The following is a 16,931-nucleotide window of genomic DNA, read 5'->3' on the forward strand; positions in this document are numbered from 1 at the left end:
GTACGACTGGTGATTCATACGATAATGCTTTGGCTGAAACGGTGAATGGCTTATACAAAACAGAGGTGATTGAATATCTAAAAGCAGATTGGCAAGGTTTAGCGGATGTACAACTTGCGACACTAAATTGGGTAGATTGGTTCAATAAAGAGCGTGTACATAGTGCACTAGGTTATGTATCAACTTTTGATTTTGAAGCAATGTACTATGATAAGATTAACCCGTTAGGTCAGGTGGCCTAACTTAAATAAAAAACTCTCCGACAAACCCGGTACGGTTCAGTGCTCAGCATCAGCGACCTTGCAGGCAACAAAGATTATCAAGCATTTGCAGTATGGATTTCGAATATTTTACGAGATCCAAAATCGGTTCGTGAGGAAACAGCGAAACGTATTTTTAAGGCTTTGCGAACTGAAACAGATTTTAAAGGCTGAATTGCTAAGGGCATTATTCAACTAAGCTAATCAAAGTCGTGGAACAATGATCAATAAGTGATCGTGGAACGTGATAAATCATTAAAAAAGCCCAACTGGCTACAGTTGGGCTTTTTACATCAACATAAGACACTGAAATTAAAAGATAAATCAAATACATTTCGTATAAGGTGTATTATATTAATTGTGAAAAAAATTATTACTTATTATAAGAATTCTAAGAAAATTTTTTCATTCTAAGAAAATTTTCTTAGCTATTTTTCACTTCCTATTTTCAATAAAAATAATTGTATAACAATATTTAATAATCTGGCTCGCATTTAATGTACCATATGCTTTATTCCTATGCTTTTTATAACATTACCAATGATCTATCTACATAATAGGACATTAAGTCATCATCCTATACAAAATAAAAGACCAAACTTAGCTCACAGAAAGATGGGTTTTACTTTAATTGAATTAATGATTGTAGTTTCGATTATTGCGATTTTGTCTATGATCGCCCTCCCTTCATATAATAACTATGTTAAGAGAGCTCATATTAAAGCTGCCCAATCAGATTTAGTAACATTAGGATTAGTATTAGAAGGAAGTTATCAGAGAAAACTAGAATATCCAGTTATTACAGCAACAAATACAACTACAATAATAAAAGAGGAGGAACTAAAAGCTTGGAAACCAACAGAAAATGTTTTTAATTATGCTGTTACTTCTTCTCAAGAAGGCTACACTATTACTGCAACAAAAGACACTTGCACGATGACCATGACAAATACTACTCAAGCCACGCCTTGTCAAAGTTATTGATTGGATAAAACCTATGAATATACAACTCGGTTTTACTTTAATCGAAACCATGATTATTGTCACTATTATCGGCATTTTAGCTGTATCTGGATCGGCCTTTACAGTGAATTGGGTAAGACAAGCAGAGTTAAACACCGCAACTGCATCATTAGAAAGTGCAATTAATCTCGCAAGATCTGCTGCAATTCGTAATGCAACTGGTGTTGTGGGAGATCAGACTTCAGGACATTTATGTTTTAGTAGTCATACTTTAAGCGTACATATTGGTAGTGATACTGTTGGAGCTAAAAGTACATGTAGTAGCACTTCTTTATATAATTTTAAGATTTCCTCAAATATCACAATAAAAACCGCAAGTGAAACAGATAATTTTAATTGTATTGCCTTTAACAATAGCGGACAAGTTGTAAACAGTATAGTAGAAGTTGTGAACAATAGCGGACAAGTTGTAAAAGTAAATTGTACGATGAATTCACCATTAACTCTTATAAATATTGGTGGAAGTGCAACTTATGCCTTTAAATAAAAAGCATCAACAAGGCTTTAGTTTACTTGAAGCGTTAGTGGCAATGGTATTAACCAGCATTATTGCATTAGGTGGGGCATTAAGTATGGGTAAAATTATGCAAGTACAACGTCAATCAAATTTGCAGCAGATTGCCGTGAATGAATTGCGTAATCTACTACGAGAAGAAGGACAAACACTATGCAAAACACCGCCACCAGCAGCGCCACCGATTAAAATTAATGGAAAAAATTTTACTGTTAATGTGACTTGTACCTCCTCTACAATTAAGGTCGGTACAAAAGATATCCCAATTATTTCCCCTGTTTTATCTGTAAAAGGAGAGGATGCCAATCAGCTTTTTGGCGGTGAAATTAAAGTAGGTAATACGCTAAAAGTAGGCAATACACCATGAAAAATCAGCAAGGTTTTACTCTGGTCAGTCTTTTAGTGGGATTGGCGATTTCAATGCTTTGTTTGATAGCACTACTCGCTTTGTTTCGCACAGTCATTTATACCAGTGTCGATGCACGTAAAAGTTCCATACTCGATACACAACTCCAAAACAGTCTAACCACAATTCAAGTACTAGCACAAAATGCAGGTTTCGGTTATCCCGCATCTTCGATTCCCAATATTGTAGAAGTTGCGAGCATTCCAAATGTAACCACTAACAAAGCTATCTTATGGCGTTTAGATGACGATGTTAAGACCACAACAGCATCTATTTGTCAGGGCATTACTTACACTGAAAATTCCTTAATTTTATTAAAAAGCACATGTTCATATGATCTTCCTTTGGCAACAGGTTCTACATGGGAAAAGGACAGTACATTAGCCTATTTCCCCACAGGCACAACAATTACTTTTGAACTAAAGGATCAACCTCTAAATAAACCCTGTGCACCTTATGGTTCAGCTATTATAACAGGCATAAAAGTACTTAAAATCACTGCAAGTGATAGCACTGGAACAACAATAAAGCTCCCTGTTTGCTTGTCAAATATTTTAAGTACCTCTTAAATTAAGGTATATACCAATGAAATCGAAAAATCTATATTTTGCAAAGTCACAACAAGGAATTGCAACGGTTTTAACTGTAGCTTTGGTCGGTATTGCCTTGATTGTTTCAATTGCAGGTACTGCTTATTATTTACGTGCCAAACAGTATGCTGTAGCTTCAAACCATGCCTTAATACAAGAACAAGCAAATGCATGGTTAGGTGTGGAAATTCTACAACAATATTTAAGTAAATTAGACAAAAATGACCTAGATAAATTAAATGATGAATTAAAAGAACCTAATAGAGAATCAATTGATCTACCAATTAACAATTTACCCGATAACATAGCAATTACAGCGAAAATTGATAATGTAAAAAAACCAACGTCAGAATCTGAGCCTTATACGGTAACATCAACCATAACAAGCCGAAATACCATCAGTAAATCTGCATCGACAGTACAAGTTGTTTATGAGGTTAAGCGTGGAGCGATTGGAACGTCCAACCCGTCTCCATTACCTAACTCAGGAATAAGCGCTATTAATATTTATACGGATGTAGGGGTTTCAGGTAACGTTTCAATTACTAATAGTACAGGTAATGCAGTTGATTTAAATGTCGTAGGTAGTGCAACTTTAAATGAAATTAGTAATATTGATACATTAAAAGTTACTGGGGACTTAACAGTATCCAATAAAACAACTAATGTAAATAATATTTATGCCGATGGTAATGTAACATTAAATAACCCCGGTGCGATTAGTGTCATTAACACAAAAAAGAGTATTTATTTAAATGGTGGCAATGGTTCAGTTGAGATTCTTAAAGCTGGTGAAAATATCGAGTGGAAAAATGATACAATTTTGGTGAAATATGGCTATGCGAATAACAATATTACCGGTGCTGCACGTAATACAACGCTTAGTAATAGACCAGCTAGTGGCGATTCTACGGGTGTACAATTAAAGGCAGGTGATCAGATAAAGTGTGATAGTAATAAGTATAAAAACATTGCAGCAAAATCATTTACAGGAAACTGTGGCAGTGCAAACATATCAAATATTCAAAAAATTTTGACATCAAATGAAATACCTGTAATTAAGATAAGTGAATTAGGAACATCTTTAAGTATAACTCCACCAATGGTGAATGCTAATTGTTATGATCCTGAGAAAAAATTGAACTGTTCAACTAATACAGTTTATACAAGTAATGATACTGCTAATTATATTTTCGAGTATAAAGATAATAAAATAACGGTGCGCGTTTATAATTTAGATGGCTTTACTGATGGAACAACGTTTTGTTTAGGAAGTAGTACTACTAGCAATATCTCTCTACAAAATACAAATAATATGCAGAATTCAGATCACTGGGGTTATTTATATGAAGCGACAGTAAATGGCAATTCAGTAAATTGTAGTCCTACCATCAAAGCAAATATTGTACGTTGGTATGATCAAAATAAAGATCAGAAAATGAATATTACTTATAATAATGGAACATGGACAATTAGACGACCAAACTTAAATGTGAATAATTATATAACTGATTTTGCTAATATATTAAAAACCCCCTCAATAGCGCCAGGCGTAATATTATTTAAAGGCAATCTAAACATTCGTGAAGGCATTTATAATAATACACTTTTAGCTACAGGAAATATTGAAAGTTCGAGTGTAAATGGTAATGCGATTATTAGTGCACCGAATTATGCTGCTACTCGTGGTGGAGTAGAGGATGCAGTTTGTCATGCTAATTCAGCATTAAGTAAGAGCTCCAGTGGCATTATTGAAAAATTAGATCCATTAAATGGTTATTTCCCAAGACCAACAAATTTTTGTTCATCTAAAATAGCAATGATTAGCCCAACAACAGCTTTAGGTGATTTAGCATTATTAGCAGGATCATATACAGGAATATATAATAAAGCATCTTATGTGGGGGGGGATATTAAATTGCTAAGCTATACTAATAATAGTCCAATCTATGGTAATGTTATTGCAGGAAATAATTACACAACGGATGCAAATCTAAATTTATATGGTTTCCTATCAATTATTGGTTTGGGCAATAATGGAAAAACAACATTGACTGATCTTAAGATTGTTATTCCAACAACAACAAATACTAATATTGGTGCTCCAACAGAAGATAGTGGAACAGGAAATCAACCTACACCCAGCATCCCAGCTGCAACCATTAAATGGGTGCGTTACCTCTAATAATTATTTAACCTATTAAAAATATAGAGACACCACCAAAGTAAAATTTGGTGGTTTTTAAACAATAAAGCATATCGAATTTATTGGTGAATTTTTATTTTAGATTAGGCGAGCCGTATATAGACAAACCCTAGAAATAATTGAAATTATTAATAGAGTTATGCTTGAAAAGCCAACTATATTAAGTGTGAATCCGCTTCCAATTTCTATCTAAGAAATACTAGGATAGTTTAGTTAAGGTGTCCTGGTATTTAACATAAAATCTCTTATGCGAAATTGCGGTATAAGCCCAAAATAAAAATGTCTGCAATAACTATTGCGGACATTCATATCAACTAACCATCAAATCATATTATTGAAGAGTTTCTAGATTAAACTTTACATTGTAATCAACCACAGTTGTAAAAATTTTGAGGAAGTTCCGAGCATTGATTAGTGCTTGTTTATCATCATTATTCACACCTGTTTCCCCAGTTTCTTTATACAAAATCGCTTGTTCTGTTGCTTGAATAATTTCATCTTTATAAAGAATCATATTTTTCAAATCATCAAAACGATTAACTTTCCCATTACTGTAAAAATTTAAATGATGGCTAAAGTCATCAACGATGAAACCCTGACAAATAAAACCAAAATCATGGCTAATACTATTTTCAGCTTCAAACTTTTGCTTTTCAGTTAATACCGATGTTTTTTCAGCAACTGATTTTTTTAAGAAACGCAACATTATTTTCCTCCTTAATGTTTATTCCAACTTTCTTGAACAAAGCCATAGGAATCTTTAAAACTCCTTTGCTCTAACATTCCATTCCTCATATGAAATGAAATAAAAACGCTCTAATAATCCTGCAGGCGTTGGGATCACCTTCCCTTTAAAAATGATTTTCTCAATTCGATGAAATAAATTTTCCAATCGGTTAGTTAACTGCTCAGGACACACGTAAATCACTTCATCAATAACACCCATTGAAATCATCTCAGCATAGTTCGCGAAAATCTCGACATAACGTTTTGGTGTTTTAGCAGTCCGTTCTAATTCGATAGCGACTTTTCGACCTTTGGGAGATCGTGCAACAGCATCTGGAACCTGAATCCACTCAGAACGGCTCTCATTGGCCTTTTTAAGCATCCTAGAGCTACTTTCCCAATGATCCCACCCAGAACTTAAAGAAATGACCTTAACGCGCTGTAACGCTAAACTATGAGCAATGGTGATAGGTTTTATACGGCCAACTTCAAAGAATTTTGGATCTTCATCTAGATCTGTGGCAAGTAATGCACCTGTGGGTGTTAAACCCCAAATTTTGAGGTTCCAAGCACTCAACTCAAAATCGATAGTATGTGCCTTAATGAGTTCGGCATTTTCCATTCTTCGTAAGGTTCTTTGCACCCCATTTGGAGTCATATTCAGGAGCAAAGCCAATACAAAAGCAGTGCTAAAACGCTCTTCCCATAAAAATGACAAAATTTTGCTTTGCTTATCTGCTTTGATTCGGTCACGTTCTGCTTTAGAACTGATTAGATTCGTCATAATTCACCCCAATTTTTCAAAAATTAAAGGGCCGTTTTGGTCTAAATTTTCACAGGTAATAGGCTGTTCAAACCCTTTCACTCTCTTGGATTCAACTGTTTTTTCAACTTCAATTGGGCAAATCGTAGAGATTTGAGCTACCCCATTTCCAAATAACACCCCTGTACCACGAGGAAGGGATAGCATCATATTGAGATCAACCAGATTTCTTTCAGTTTGACGAATCTGCTTTTCGCCTGTTACTCGATCAGTCAAACTCAATGTTTTTTCAACATTTCGAGATTCATCATCAACTAAAACTTCACCTGAAAATTCAGCAAAATATTGAGCTGTTTCATTATCCACAGCACGATAAGTAAACTTCAGAGGACAGTTCGCCACAACAGAACCAGCAAATGCTTGAGCGTCCATATTGTCAGGAACATTAATCAAATCTTTAATACTTTGATGCGCAAGAATGAAATGCAGACCTTTATCTCTAATAACTTTAAGTGCATCACCAAAGATTTTAGAAATCTGAAAGGATAGTTCATCAAGAATTACACAAACTTGTTTTGGCGTTTCTAAGGTGTTGTCTCTTTCACTCGCAATTTGCACGATTCGAGCAAGTAACATCCTTTGAATCGTAATGTGTTTAGGATCCTCCCAATCCCCTGCAACATAGATGACATATCCCTGATCCATTGCATCTTTTAGAGAAATTCCTTCACGCGCATTAACAGATTCAACTTCAGCAAGCTCCTGTAAAGCATCAGCAAAACCATCTGCTTCATTTTTTCGGAAGTATTCATCATATGTATCGCTGATTTCTTTAAGAGTCATACCATTCTGATAATTTTTTCCAACAAACCGCGCCATTTTTCTGCTTTTGGCACGATAATAATCAGCGGTATCTCCACGTTCGTCTAAAAGAAGTCCAACGATCAATAAATTAATAATTTGATTGCTTGTCATTCCATTGAAAAGATTTAATTGAGCAGAACTCCTCCGAAGGTCCACAAAGAAATAAGGTGTATTTGATACTTGAGCAGCTTTATAACAAATATGTGGAAGCCACTCATCACCACCTTGTTTGGGATCAAAAATAATAGTCGCTTCACGTTTTAGAATTGCTTGGAAAGCTAATAACCCAAGCAGAACACTTTTACCAAAACCCGATGCACCTGTAATTTGCGTATGAAGTAGCTTTTCCATACAGAAATAAATTGGATTTCCTTTAGGATCTAAACCAAAAAACCATTTTTCAGGAATAAAAAACTTTTGAGGATCATATTGAAGAACTGATTTGAAATTACTTTGAATATCTCTAATATCGGTTTTTAGATCTCGTTGTGTACCTGCTTTTTGAGTACTAAGTTTTAATAATTTTTCAAAATTTGGTATCAATAGTCGATCCATATACACAGACATTACAAAGCCACTTATGCTAAAAACCATAGACTTCCACAGATCATCACTACTAACTTTTCCAAGTAAATAAGCAATAACCCATAAAATTAGAAAGACACTTAAACAAAAAAAAATGAGTATGAGGAAAGCTTTAAAACGAATGCTTTTTCTCTTACGCTGGATTTCAAGCTTAATGAAATAAAGGCGAGTATCCCTATGGTAAGAGCCAATAAATAATGAAATTTATTTGCGAAAAAACTAACTATAAAAAATGCTATATCCGAAGAAAAAATTAAAATTGTAAAAGCTACAGCCACTAAGAACCAAAACCGCATATCTACTCATCTCAAATAAAAGATCAAAGTACCATTGCATATTTTTAGTAACTTTTTCAAGGCGAAAAACAAATATAAATTATTGATTTTATTAAAACTATTTAAATTTTCGGTCAATGTTTCATAATATGATCTTCCATTTGTACTTGATTTAAAAAATAATATTTCATAGCTCTGAAACCTAAAATTCTGACAAAAAAATATTTCCAACAGAACAAAAAATAATCATTTTTAAGTTCCATTCCTAAATCTGCTACGCGGTTGCCCCGAAGGGGGGCTGAACGAAAGTGAAGCATCCTCGAAGCCCCAGCGGAGAGGACAAGGGGGGAGCCACAAAAGGGAAAAAATGGAAGCGAAGCGCACCCATTTTTTAAGGCGTCCCAACGCCTGACCTGAAGTGGGGGGCTAGCCCATCCCCGTCGAAACGCAGTGCACGACCACCCTCTTACGGTTAAAAAAGTCCGTTGAGTTCATTGTGTAGCAAATGAAGCTCAATACTTTTCAGTAAGGGGGTGGTCGTGCGCGACAGCGCACCGACGGGGACTCCGTAAGAGGTAAAAACGCCCTAGCGTTTTAGCAAATCCGTCCCGAACGCTTTCGGGCTGAAATCAAGCGATAGCGTAGGTTTCAGAGGATAGCGTAGCGGTTGCGTTACCGTGAATTTAAGTACTCCTTTCGGCACGTCTCCTCGGCACTGCGTTTCGGCTAATTACTACTTCCTAAATGACATGCCGATATGCCATTCCCAAAGATCTTTCTTATTGGCTTTAAATATTTACTTATTAAGCGAGTGTCTACGAGCTGACACAACTAAAATTCGCCTTTGTTTTTCCCTGATTACAAGCTTCCTTGTGACTTTAAAACTTAAGTACAGAGCATCCCGAATGGGTGCGAACTTATTTAAGTTGATTCTAGACGAGCGAAGCGAGCATAAAAAACTTATGAGCGAAGCGAATTCCTAGTTCTTTTTCTTTTTATAATTTAAACCAGGTATTAGCCAAAAAATTGCCCCCAACGAACTGAGCTTTAGCGAAGTTCAATAGAGTTTGAGCGTAGCGAAAACCAAGGGCAATTTTTCATGATATAGGCTTTTAATTATTTTAAATGTTTTTAAATGCTTTTAACTGAGCTCAAAGCCTTGTGTAGAAAGAGTTACAGCTCCTATTAAACTAGGTTTATCGACCTATTAAACTAGGTTTATCGACCTATTAAACTAGGTTTATCGACCTTTAAAGCTAGGTTTATCGACCTTAAAGCTAGGTTTATCGACCTTAATAATTTTAATAGACACGCTTATTTAAATAGTCTATTGTACAACCTAGTTTAATTATAAATTTATTATTAAAAATGAGTGAATTAATCGTCAAGGATAATGCCTTAATTCAAGCTAGCTATACGTTAGATACTGTTGAACAGCGTTTAATTCTCCTAGCTATAGCAGAAGCAAGACAAACAGGTCATGGGGTAACAGAAAATAGCTTATTAGAGGTACATGCCAGTAGTTATATCAATACGTTCAATGTTGAAAAACATACTGCCTATACAGTCCTTAGAGAAGCATCAAAAAGCCTCTTCGATAGATATGTCACATACCATGATGTTAATCCTAAAACAGGTAAGGATCGTAGTTTCCATTGCCGTTGGGTTGATAAAATTGGTTATGAGGCTCAGTCGGGAATTGTTTTTTTAAGATTCACTCAAGATATCGTTCCTCTTATAACCAGACTAGAAGAGAATTTTACTAAATATGAGTTAGAACAGGTCTCACGCCTAACTAGTTCTTATGCTATTCGACTCTATGAGTTACTGATCCAATGGAGGTCAGCAGGGAAAACTCCCGTTTTTGATCTGTCTATCTTTAGACAACAATTAGGCGTTGAACCTCACCAATACAAAACTATGAGTAACTTCAAAACCTATGTTTTAGACTTTGCATTGAATCAAATAAATGAACTAACAGATATCACTGCTAAGTATGAACAACATAAGAAAGGACGTACCATTTCAGGATTTTCATTCATTTTTAGACAGAAAAAAGATACCTCGAAAAAAGTAATCACCAGTGAAAATCCCTCAGATTATTTCTCGAAAATAACTGATCCACAGCGTCACCTATTTGCCAATAAGCTTTCAAGACTTCCTGAAATGAATACATATTCTCAAGGTACAGAAAGCTTTGAACAGTTTGCTGTGCGCATTGCAGAAATGCTTAAAGATGCCCAAAAATTCGAAGAATTATTCCCTTATCTTCAAAAAGTTGGCTTTGTAACTGCCTAAAATTTAAACTTGATCATTTGTCTATTAGACAGTCTAATAGACAGTAAATTTTTACAAGTTTAGACATAGGTTTACAGGATGAAAACCCTTACAGTTCTTGAACTTTCCAAGCTTTACAACATCAATAGACAAACGATTTACAACAACATAAAGAAAGGAATTTTAAGTAAAAATTCTGAGAATAAGATTGATCTAGCAGAAGCTATCCGTGTTTTTGGGGAACCAGTCAAAAAACAGGATGTAAAAGAATCTGTAAAAGTAGACAGTCCAAATTCGGCAGAAGTTTTACTGCTTAGACAGCAAATAGACATGCTGAAAAATCAGCTTGATGATGCCAAAGATCGTGAATCTTTCTATCAAAACCAGATAGAGACGATGCAACGTCTATTGGAAGCTCCCAAAGCACCAAAAATGGAAGATCCAACACCTGTCGCACCACATCAAGAGACTGTTGAAGTCCCAGTACCTGAAAAACAGCATGAGATTGAAAATGAGATCCAAACGCCAAACAAGCGTATTCCTGTTCCTGAGCATAAAGAAAAAGAACCTAAAAAACGCAGCTTTCTGAGCCGTTTTTTCCTGCCATATAGTTAATCTAAGCTACACAAAGTAGTGGAACATTGCTTGTTTATTGACCGTGGAACATGAAAAATCATAAAAAAAGCCCGAACAGGGATGTTCGGGCTATCAACTAGAAACTACAGCATTGATTTCTAAGTGGAATTATAACGCATTTCGTATAAGGTGTATTATGTTAATTTTAGAAGAAATTAAGAATTATCCAATTGAAATTAAAAAAAATATATATTTATAATTAAATGAACATCCAAGTTAAGAACTAAAATGATAAGAGACGATTTAAAAAAATATCCTAAAGCGATATGGGTAAATTTTTATAAAAACCGTATAAGTTTGATGGCAGAGAATGGCATAGCCAAAGCAACTGAAATTCCTAAATCACCTTATGATCACCCAAGAATGATTTTGGCAGATTTTGAAAGCGCTACAACAACATTAAAAGCTTTAATGAGACACCATTCTAACGGTTTATCTTTTTTCAAGTTTACAGCTCCTATTACTATTGTCCAAATAATGGAGCCGATACAAGGTAGTTTAACTAAGATTGAAATACGAGCTTTTAAGGAGTTATTTTTTAATGCTGGTGCAAGAGAAGTAAAGCTATATGACCTTGATGGAAATTCTATTGAAGAATAATTTTACAAGCCCTATTTAACATAATGGTTGTTATGCGAAATTCCTAGCATATTCACCTTTTGTCTTATATCTTTGTTTTTACCAATAGGTAAAATATATTCATAACCTACATCGGAAAAGTAGGTAGTTAAGAAAAAAATTGCAGAGATTTATAAGCCTTATAGTAACGGGAGAGACTATAGGGCTTTTTATTTATCTTAATATTCATATACCTAATGGATTTGCTTTTCAACTAGTTCCAATTTGTTTAATGCTTGCCCTTTTTTATGATCATTATTAATCTTTACAACTAGAGCTAAAATAAAAACCATCACTATAAAAACAAGGAAAATCAAATGCTTTTTCATCATTAATCCCTTCTTTTGATCTTTAAGAATGCCTTGTTCCTTTGTAAATAGATATGACATAAGGGAAGCACTGATACAAGCCTTTTTAAATGACTTTAGCAACTCGATAAACAGTTGCAACTCCACAATTCACTGCTTTGGCAATTTCTTCCTTAGTCATATTGCCAGCTGCTAGTAATTCTTTTATTCGTTTGTGCTTAGCCTCATTGGCTTTCTTACCTGTTGGCTTGTAACCCGAACGTGCCAGGCCCTGCTTAATACGTTCTATACGTTTCTCATTGTCTAGGCGAGCCATTGTTGCCAGGAGATCAATCAACATATTATTAATGAGTTCTAGGATTGAATGAGTAATGGTGTCACTGGTTTGAATCATTTGGTAGGTAGTAGGAAGATCTGCCACAATTAATCGAAGTCCTTTCTCTTGAATCCTGCGCTTCAGCTCTTGAAAATCTCGTTGGGTTAGGCGTGATAAGCGGTCAATACTTTCAACTAACAAGGTGTCACCTTGATTTGCTTCTGACAGCAGCTTATTCAATTCAGGTCGGTCTAACTTCGTACCACTATAGTTTTCCACGTACACAATGGTTTCACCCAAATTCAAGTTTTGGTTTAGATCCTGAAGAATCTGCAAAGCCCTTTTTGCATCTTGATCTTTAGTTGAAGCTCGTAGATAAATACGTGTATTCATTTCTATCATTTAATCTTAATTCTATTAGATTAATGATAACAATATCATTTAATTATTGCATTAAGTCTAATGATAGATATTGTATGCGATTTGGCTCGCTATCATTCAGCTATACTCTTTTGATAAAAAAAGCATAACTAAAAGCCATGCCTTGGGAATTCGTATAACGTGTATTATGTTAATTTTAGAAAATCTGTTTTAGTTTGTACCTTTTCAAAATTATGTAAAAAGCAAATAAAATACTTATCCAGAACAAATAATCAAAAATAAAATATAAGAAGATAAATTGATCTATTCCTATAATAATATTTAAAGGATCTAGCGCTATACTCCCACCTGGAGATACTTCACCATCTACTAAAAACTGTAAGGGAAATCCTCCTCCAATGACTTTAACTTTTTCAAGCTTGTCTACAACTATACGATCCACCAATGTATATTTCTGATAAAACAAAGATAAATAAGTAAAAATAAAAGATAAGCAATTGAAGTATAAAAATTTTTTCATAATTTTCTCCCATATATCTACTAATTTTAACAATTTTTAATCAGAGCCTTTTGGAATAATTTGCTTTAATTTCTCTATTATTATTTTCTCAAAAATTCCTTTAATATGAAAAGATTAGAATTTATTTTATTAATTTTTCTTGCAGCCTGTAGTCCAGTTACAGAAAAAATTGAATCAAATATAGTTGTTCCACGTATTCACTATACAGGGGGAGCAGATAATGCAAGTTATAGTGAGGCTAAGCTCATTAGGGAAGGTAAATGCTTATATCTAGAACATGCTGATGGCTCTAAAGTTCTGCCAATTTTTGCTACGAAAACTATAGATTGGAATATAGAAACTAAGAGCTTAAAAGTAGATTCAGACACTTATTTTTTAGGTGATAAAGTAGCATATGGAGGAGGCGGCTCCTATCCTCTAGAAAAAAATAATTATTCTTGGATAACTGAAGTAGATCATGGCTGTGATACCTCACAAGTTATAGTTATTAATAAACTCATAAGACCAATTGAAGAACTACCAAAATGAAGAATAGCCTATTTTACTGTCTTACATTAGTTCTACTTATAGGATGCCAGCCATTTGAAAAAAATGGATATATTTTTATTAAAAATCAGACTGATTATCCAATTACAGACCTTAAAGTAACTTATATTAGTGCTCAAAAAACTTATAGCTTAGGTACTCTTTATCCTTATTCAGAATATAAATACGCCATCAATTACGAGCAGCACAATGAGGATTCAATAATCTTTTCATATTTAGATAAAAATCATAAAAAGATTAATCAAGAAGTAGCTACGTATGCAGCCAAATATGATAGGAAAAGTTATGAAATAGTTATTCAATAGAATATAAATTACAATTACTAATTGAACGAAAAAACTTCAATTTGAAATTTCAAAAACTTGATTTTTCCACTAAATAACTATCCATTTAACATAATGGGCATTATACGAAGTACACTTGTATATTAATATAAATATCAACCACTTAAAATTTTAATCATGACTAAGAAAAGGCAAAAAAACGGCTTTTGTAATAAGTTGGTGAGTTTTTAGGCGAATCTGTAACATTTTGCCAAGAAAATCGATTAATAAATGATCAATTTGGCAATCAGTACCCATTTCATGCGGATCCAGGTTGTGAAACTATCCCCAATTGCTGTGGATAAAATTTAGGCTATTTTGTACGCCTGGGCTTACGTGAATTCCGGCCCTTTGCGGCTATCCAAGATACTGGAACTTTCATATGATAGGTACATAGAGAACAGGATGTTCCAGAAAAGAATAACCAGAGATATACGCACAAGGACTGCAAGGTACGACAGGAGTTATACCAAGCGAACCAATATGAAAAACCCCGGCAGGATGCCGGGGTTTTTTATTGCCTGAATATAGTAATTAGTGGGCGGTATATGATTGGTTTTGATTGATAAATTTAACCAACGTATCCTGAATAAATTCCTCCAACTCAATACCTTGTTTTTTAATTAATTTTTCTAAATTTTCAATTATTTCATGGTCTAATTCAAACGAAATTTCTGATGAGGTCGCCATTAATAAATCGTAGTTGCTTTCTACCATTTTTCTAAAGACTTCCTCAGGATTATTCTTTAATGGCACGTTGAAAGACAGTCGGAGAGAACTGTTAATAATTTCAACATGTGTATATCCAAGATGTTCTGTACTTTTTCCGACAAATCCTAAATGCTTCATCATGATTCTCGAATCTGGTTATAGCGAATAGCCCTCAATCGAGAGCTATATAAATCAAGCCAGGCTTTCTTTTACAAATTGTGGATCAACAATAAATAATCGAATAAGCGATGTTGCTGCTCCTGAAGGTCTTCTAGCACCTTGTTCCCAAGATTCGAGTGTACGTCTTGAAACACCCAGAAGTTTGGCAAACTGTTCTTGTGTCAGTTGAGCCTTTCTACGAGCTAATGCTACATCGGTCTCAGTGATTACAGTTCTTTTAGCAGCATTATTAGCAAGCATGTCATCTATACCTTGCAAGATTTCAGCTTCAATATCTCTGGTTGCTTCAAAAGCTTCGAGTTCTTTTTCAGTCATTAAACGAGTCATTTAATTTCTCCACCAATGTTTGAAGAGTTTTCTTACTAAGCTGTACCGTTTGCTTTTTACTGTACAGGGTTAATAACCAGATCTCTCCATTTGTTAAACGATTAAAGTAGATGACTCTGACACCACCACTTTTGCCCCTACCACCACTCGTCCATCTAATTTTACGAATGCCACCTGAATTAGGCTCTACATCTCCGGCTTCAGGATTTAATGCCAAGAATGTTTTAAATTCTTCGTACTCTTCCTGAGTCCAATAAACAAGACAGTATTTAGTAAATAATAGGGTTTCACATATTGTATACATTGCTGATGTTCATACTACCTTGTAGTAACTTATCATATACCACTATGTAGTATTATTGAATATTAATTTTCAGCTTTTTGGTTGTTTAGATTTAACAAGCAGAGTTCTTATATAATTCTGAGGATAAAGGCTATCAAATATGCATACGTAAAATTCTGCGTGAAACCATATTGAAGAATTCAAAAATCACTGAACCGTACCGGGTTTGTCGGAGACCAAGCTTTCTGAGAGAATGTCCCGATGAAAAAAGTAAAATATGCCCCTGAAATCAGAGAAAGAGTGGTTCAATTATTGATTGAATCCGAGAAAGATTATCCATCGAATTGGGCTGCGATCACCGCTATTGCTCCCAAGATAGGTTGTACTCCTGAAACACTACGTGTTTGGTATCAAAAATATTTAGATAAACAAAATCCAGTTAAAGTACAGCAGCTTTCAGACCAGGAACGCATTAAACAACTTGAACGCGAAAATAAAGAATGCAACGCGCCAATGAAATTCTACGTAAAGCAGCCGCTTTTTTCGCCCAGGCGGAGCTCGACCGCCCACACAAATAATGGTTGATTTTATCCATAATAATAAAGAGCTGTACGGAGTCGAGGCGATTTGTAGAATTTTACCGATCGCACCTTCAACCTATTACCGGACTCTAGATCTCTGTGAAAATCCAGAACATCGAGCAAAGCGAGATTTACATGACTTGCATCATGCTGAGGAGATTAAACGAATTTGGAAGGAAAGTTCAGGTCGGTATGGTGTACGTAAAGTCTGGCAAAAACTGAAACGTGAAGGCTATATTATTGCGCGCTGTACTGTTGCTCGATTAATGCAAAAGCTAGGTATACAAGGTGTTTGGCGTGGTAAGAACAAACAAACCACCCGTAGCCGAGATGACCAAAAACGAGCAGATGATTTAGTGAAACGTAATTTTACTGCTGATCATCCTGACCAACTGTGGGTGAGTGACTTTACGTATATTCAAACAAATTCAGGCTGGGTCTATACCGCCTTTATTATTGATGTGTTCTCACGAGCAATTGTTGGCTGGAAAGTATCTACACGAATGAATACAGATATGGTGCTCGATGCATTGGAGCAAGCATTGCATGATCGAGGCATGCCAAAGAATGTGATTCATCATTCCGACAGAGGTGTGCAATATCTTTCCATTCGCTATACCAATCGTTTAGAAGCAGCAAATTTACGAGCATCAGTCGGTACGACTGGTGATTCATACGATAATGCTTTGGCTGAAACGGTGAATGGCTTATA

19 protein-coding genes, 2 pseudogenes and 1 other annotated feature are annotated in these 16,931 nt (G+C 34.9%); of the genes and pseudogenes, 13 read left to right on the forward strand and 8 right to left on the reverse strand.

Annotated features, from left to right (window positions below; translation table 11 throughout):
* The 7 genes and pseudogenes from H9629_RS14635 to H9629_RS14665 all read left to right on the forward strand — a co-directional run.
* A partial coding sequence (locus tag H9629_RS14635) for an integrase core domain-containing protein (protein ID WP_191731381.1) occupies window positions 1-242 on the forward strand: 242 nt, incomplete at its 5' end.
* A 45-nt stretch (window positions 243-287) separates the two neighbouring features.
* Window positions 288-434: pseudogene (locus H9629_RS14640) on the forward strand (replication initiation protein); the annotation flags it as partial.
* Between the two features lie 441 nt (window positions 435-875).
* Entirely contained in the window at window positions 876-1,244 is a 369-nt protein-coding gene (locus H9629_RS15420; protein WP_191731382.1) for a type IV pilin protein, read from the forward strand.
* Window positions 1,245-1,257: 13 nt separating this feature from the next.
* Window positions 1,258-1,770, forward strand: coding sequence for a GspH/FimT family pseudopilin (locus H9629_RS14650; protein ID WP_191731383.1), 513 nt, complete (start codon window positions 1,258-1,260; stop codon window positions 1,768-1,770).
* Entirely contained in the window at window positions 1,757-2,164 is a 408-nt protein-coding gene (locus H9629_RS14655; protein ID WP_191731384.1) for a PulJ/GspJ family protein, read from the forward strand. Before H9629_RS14650 ends, H9629_RS14655 begins: the two co-directional genes overlap by 14 nt.
* On the forward strand, window positions 2,161-2,772 hold the full coding sequence (locus H9629_RS14660; RefSeq protein WP_191731385.1) for a PilW family protein: 612 nt from the start codon (window positions 2,161-2,163) through the stop codon (window positions 2,770-2,772). Before H9629_RS14655 ends, H9629_RS14660 begins: the two co-directional genes overlap by 4 nt.
* 16 nt (window positions 2,773-2,788) lie before the next feature.
* Window positions 2,789-4,978 (forward strand): hypothetical protein, encoded by a 2,190-nt coding sequence (locus H9629_RS14665; RefSeq protein WP_191731386.1) that lies wholly within the window; start codon window positions 2,789-2,791, stop codon window positions 4,976-4,978.
* A 352-nt stretch (window positions 4,979-5,330) separates the two neighbouring features.
* Here the strand turns inward: H9629_RS14665 and H9629_RS14670 are convergent, their stop codons facing one another.
* From H9629_RS14670 to H9629_RS14680, 3 genes are read right to left on the reverse strand one after another with little or no spacing between them, the layout of a single operon-like run.
* Window positions 5,331-5,705: a hypothetical protein gene (locus H9629_RS14670; protein ID WP_191731387.1), complete on the reverse strand. Its 375-nt coding sequence runs from the start codon at window positions 5,703-5,705 to the stop codon at window positions 5,331-5,333.
* 54 nt (window positions 5,706-5,759) lie between these two features.
* On the reverse strand, window positions 5,760-6,509 hold the full coding sequence (gene mobC / locus H9629_RS14675) for a MobC family replication-relaxation protein (protein WP_191731388.1): 750 nt from the start codon (window positions 6,507-6,509) through the stop codon (window positions 5,760-5,762).
* Window positions 6,510-6,512: 3 nt separating this feature from the next.
* On the reverse strand, window positions 6,513-7,907 hold the full coding sequence (locus tag H9629_RS14680; RefSeq protein WP_191731389.1) for a type IV secretory system conjugative DNA transfer family protein: 1,395 nt from the start codon (window positions 7,905-7,907) through the stop codon (window positions 6,513-6,515).
* A 1,673-nt stretch (window positions 7,908-9,580) separates the two neighbouring features.
* Between H9629_RS14680 and repM the strand changes: the two genes are divergently transcribed.
* The 3 genes from repM (at window position 9,581) to H9629_RS14695 (ending at window position 11,725) form a co-directional block, all read left to right on the forward strand.
* Complete coding sequence (gene repM, locus H9629_RS14685; RefSeq protein WP_191731390.1) at window positions 9,581-10,510, forward strand: replication initiation protein RepM; 930 nt, start codon at window positions 9,581-9,583, stop codon at window positions 10,508-10,510.
* 78 nt (window positions 10,511-10,588) lie between these two features.
* Entirely contained in the window at window positions 10,589-11,104 is a 516-nt protein-coding gene (locus tag H9629_RS14690) for a plasmid replication DNA-binding protein (protein WP_191731391.1), read from the forward strand.
* Between the two features lie 249 nt (window positions 11,105-11,353).
* A complete protein-coding gene (locus tag H9629_RS14695) occupies window positions 11,354-11,725 on the forward strand; it encodes a rod shape-determining protein (protein ID WP_191731392.1) in 372 nt (123 codons plus the stop codon).
* Window positions 11,726-12,157: 432 nt separating this feature from the next.
* Here H9629_RS14695 and H9629_RS14700 read toward each other — a convergent pair whose 3' ends face one another.
* The gene (locus tag H9629_RS14700) at window positions 12,158-12,769 is read right to left on the reverse strand and encodes a recombinase family protein (protein WP_004811709.1); all 612 of its coding nucleotides are present in this window, start codon (window positions 12,767-12,769) and stop codon (window positions 12,158-12,160) included.
* A gap of 175 nt (window positions 12,770-12,944) precedes the next feature.
* Window positions 12,945-13,268, reverse strand: a complete 324-nt coding sequence (locus H9629_RS14705) for a hypothetical protein (RefSeq protein WP_076755242.1) — start codon at window positions 13,266-13,268, stop codon at window positions 12,945-12,947.
* A 105-nt stretch (window positions 13,269-13,373) separates the two neighbouring features.
* Between H9629_RS14705 and H9629_RS14710 the strand changes: the two genes are divergently transcribed.
* Together H9629_RS14710 and H9629_RS14715 are read left to right on the forward strand one after the other, a co-directional pair.
* Complete coding sequence (locus H9629_RS14710) at window positions 13,374-13,796, forward strand: hypothetical protein (protein ID WP_157759225.1); 423 nt, start codon at window positions 13,374-13,376, stop codon at window positions 13,794-13,796.
* The gene (locus H9629_RS14715) at window positions 13,793-14,119 is read left to right on the forward strand and encodes a hypothetical protein (protein WP_005407416.1); all 327 of its coding nucleotides are present in this window, start codon (window positions 13,793-13,795) and stop codon (window positions 14,117-14,119) included. The genes H9629_RS14710 and H9629_RS14715 overlap by 4 nt, the downstream gene beginning before the upstream one ends.
* A 552-nt stretch (window positions 14,120-14,671) precedes the next feature.
* Here H9629_RS14715 and H9629_RS14720 read toward each other — a convergent pair.
* The 3 genes from H9629_RS14720 to H9629_RS14730 are packed head-to-tail and all read right to left on the reverse strand — an operon-like array spanning window position 14,672 to window position 15,659.
* The gene (locus H9629_RS14720; RefSeq protein WP_225215829.1) at window positions 14,672-14,989 is read right to left on the reverse strand and encodes a hypothetical protein; all 318 of its coding nucleotides are present in this window, start codon (window positions 14,987-14,989) and stop codon (window positions 14,672-14,674) included.
* 51 nt (window positions 14,990-15,040) lie between these two features.
* Window positions 15,041-15,355, reverse strand: a complete 315-nt coding sequence (locus H9629_RS14725) for a helix-turn-helix domain-containing protein (RefSeq protein WP_067724398.1) — start codon at window positions 15,353-15,355, stop codon at window positions 15,041-15,043.
* On the reverse strand, window positions 15,336-15,659 hold the full coding sequence (locus tag H9629_RS14730; protein WP_191731393.1) for a transcriptional regulator: 324 nt from the start codon (window positions 15,657-15,659) through the stop codon (window positions 15,336-15,338). Before H9629_RS14730 ends, H9629_RS14725 begins: the two co-directional genes overlap by 20 nt.
* Window positions 15,660-15,899: 240 nt before the next feature.
* On the opposite strand from H9629_RS14730, the pseudogene H9629_RS14735 reads away from it, so the two are divergent.
* Window positions 15,900-16,931: pseudogene (locus H9629_RS14735) on the forward strand (IS3 family transposase); the annotation flags it as partial.
* Window positions 16,174-16,290, forward strand: a sequence feature (AL1L pseudoknot). (Overlaps the previous pseudogene by 117 nt.)

The organism is Acinetobacter pecorum (genome assembly GCF_014837015.1).
Lineage (GTDB): Bacteria > Pseudomonadota > Gammaproteobacteria > Pseudomonadales > Moraxellaceae > Acinetobacter > Acinetobacter pecorum.

What these genes read in the sequence shown, in the direction of transcription:
- H9629_RS15420 (WP_191731382.1), top strand. Translation starts at nt 876, where the DNA reads ATGGGTTTTACTTTAATTGAATTAATGATTGTAGTTTCGATTATTGCG.
- H9629_RS14650 (WP_191731383.1), top strand. Translation starts at nt 1,258, where the DNA reads ATGAATATACAACTCGGTTTTACTTTAATCGAAACCATGATTATTGTC.
- H9629_RS14655 (WP_191731384.1), top strand. Translation starts at nt 1,757, where the DNA reads ATGCCTTTAAATAAAAAGCATCAACAAGGCTTTAGTTTACTTGAAGCG.
- H9629_RS14660 (WP_191731385.1), top strand. Translation starts at nt 2,161, where the DNA reads ATGAAAAATCAGCAAGGTTTTACTCTGGTCAGTCTTTTAGTGGGATTG.
- H9629_RS14665 (WP_191731386.1), top strand. Translation starts at nt 2,789, where the DNA reads ATGAAATCGAAAAATCTATATTTTGCAAAGTCACAACAAGGAATTGCA.
- H9629_RS14670 (WP_191731387.1), bottom strand. Translation starts at nt 5,705, where the DNA reads ATGTTGCGTTTCTTAAAAAAATCAGTTGCTGAAAAAACATCGGTATTA.
- mobC (WP_191731388.1), bottom strand. Translation starts at nt 6,509, where the DNA reads ATGACGAATCTAATCAGTTCTAAAGCAGAACGTGACCGAATCAAAGCA.
- H9629_RS14680 (WP_191731389.1), bottom strand. Translation starts at nt 7,907, where the DNA reads ATGGATCGACTATTGATACCAAATTTTGAAAAATTATTAAAACTTAGT.
- repM (WP_191731390.1), top strand. Translation starts at nt 9,581, where the DNA reads ATGAGTGAATTAATCGTCAAGGATAATGCCTTAATTCAAGCTAGCTAT.
- H9629_RS14690 (WP_191731391.1), top strand. Translation starts at nt 10,589, where the DNA reads ATGAAAACCCTTACAGTTCTTGAACTTTCCAAGCTTTACAACATCAAT.
- H9629_RS14695 (WP_191731392.1), top strand. Translation starts at nt 11,354, where the DNA reads ATGATAAGAGACGATTTAAAAAAATATCCTAAAGCGATATGGGTAAAT.
- H9629_RS14700 (WP_004811709.1), bottom strand. Translation starts at nt 12,769, where the DNA reads ATGATAGAAATGAATACACGTATTTATCTACGAGCTTCAACTAAAGAT.
- H9629_RS14705 (WP_076755242.1), bottom strand. Translation starts at nt 13,268, where the DNA reads ATGAAAAAATTTTTATACTTCAATTGCTTATCTTTTATTTTTACTTAT.
- H9629_RS14710 (WP_157759225.1), top strand. Translation starts at nt 13,374, where the DNA reads ATGAAAAGATTAGAATTTATTTTATTAATTTTTCTTGCAGCCTGTAGT.
- H9629_RS14715 (WP_005407416.1), top strand. Translation starts at nt 13,793, where the DNA reads ATGAAGAATAGCCTATTTTACTGTCTTACATTAGTTCTACTTATAGGA.
- H9629_RS14720 (WP_225215829.1), bottom strand. Translation starts at nt 14,989, where the DNA reads ATGATGAAGCATTTAGGATTTGTCGGAAAAAGTACAGAACATCTTGGA.
- H9629_RS14725 (WP_067724398.1), bottom strand. Translation starts at nt 15,355, where the DNA reads ATGACTCGTTTAATGACTGAAAAAGAACTCGAAGCTTTTGAAGCAACC.
- H9629_RS14730 (WP_191731393.1), bottom strand. Translation starts at nt 15,659, where the DNA reads ATGTATACAATATGTGAAACCCTATTATTTACTAAATACTGTCTTGTT.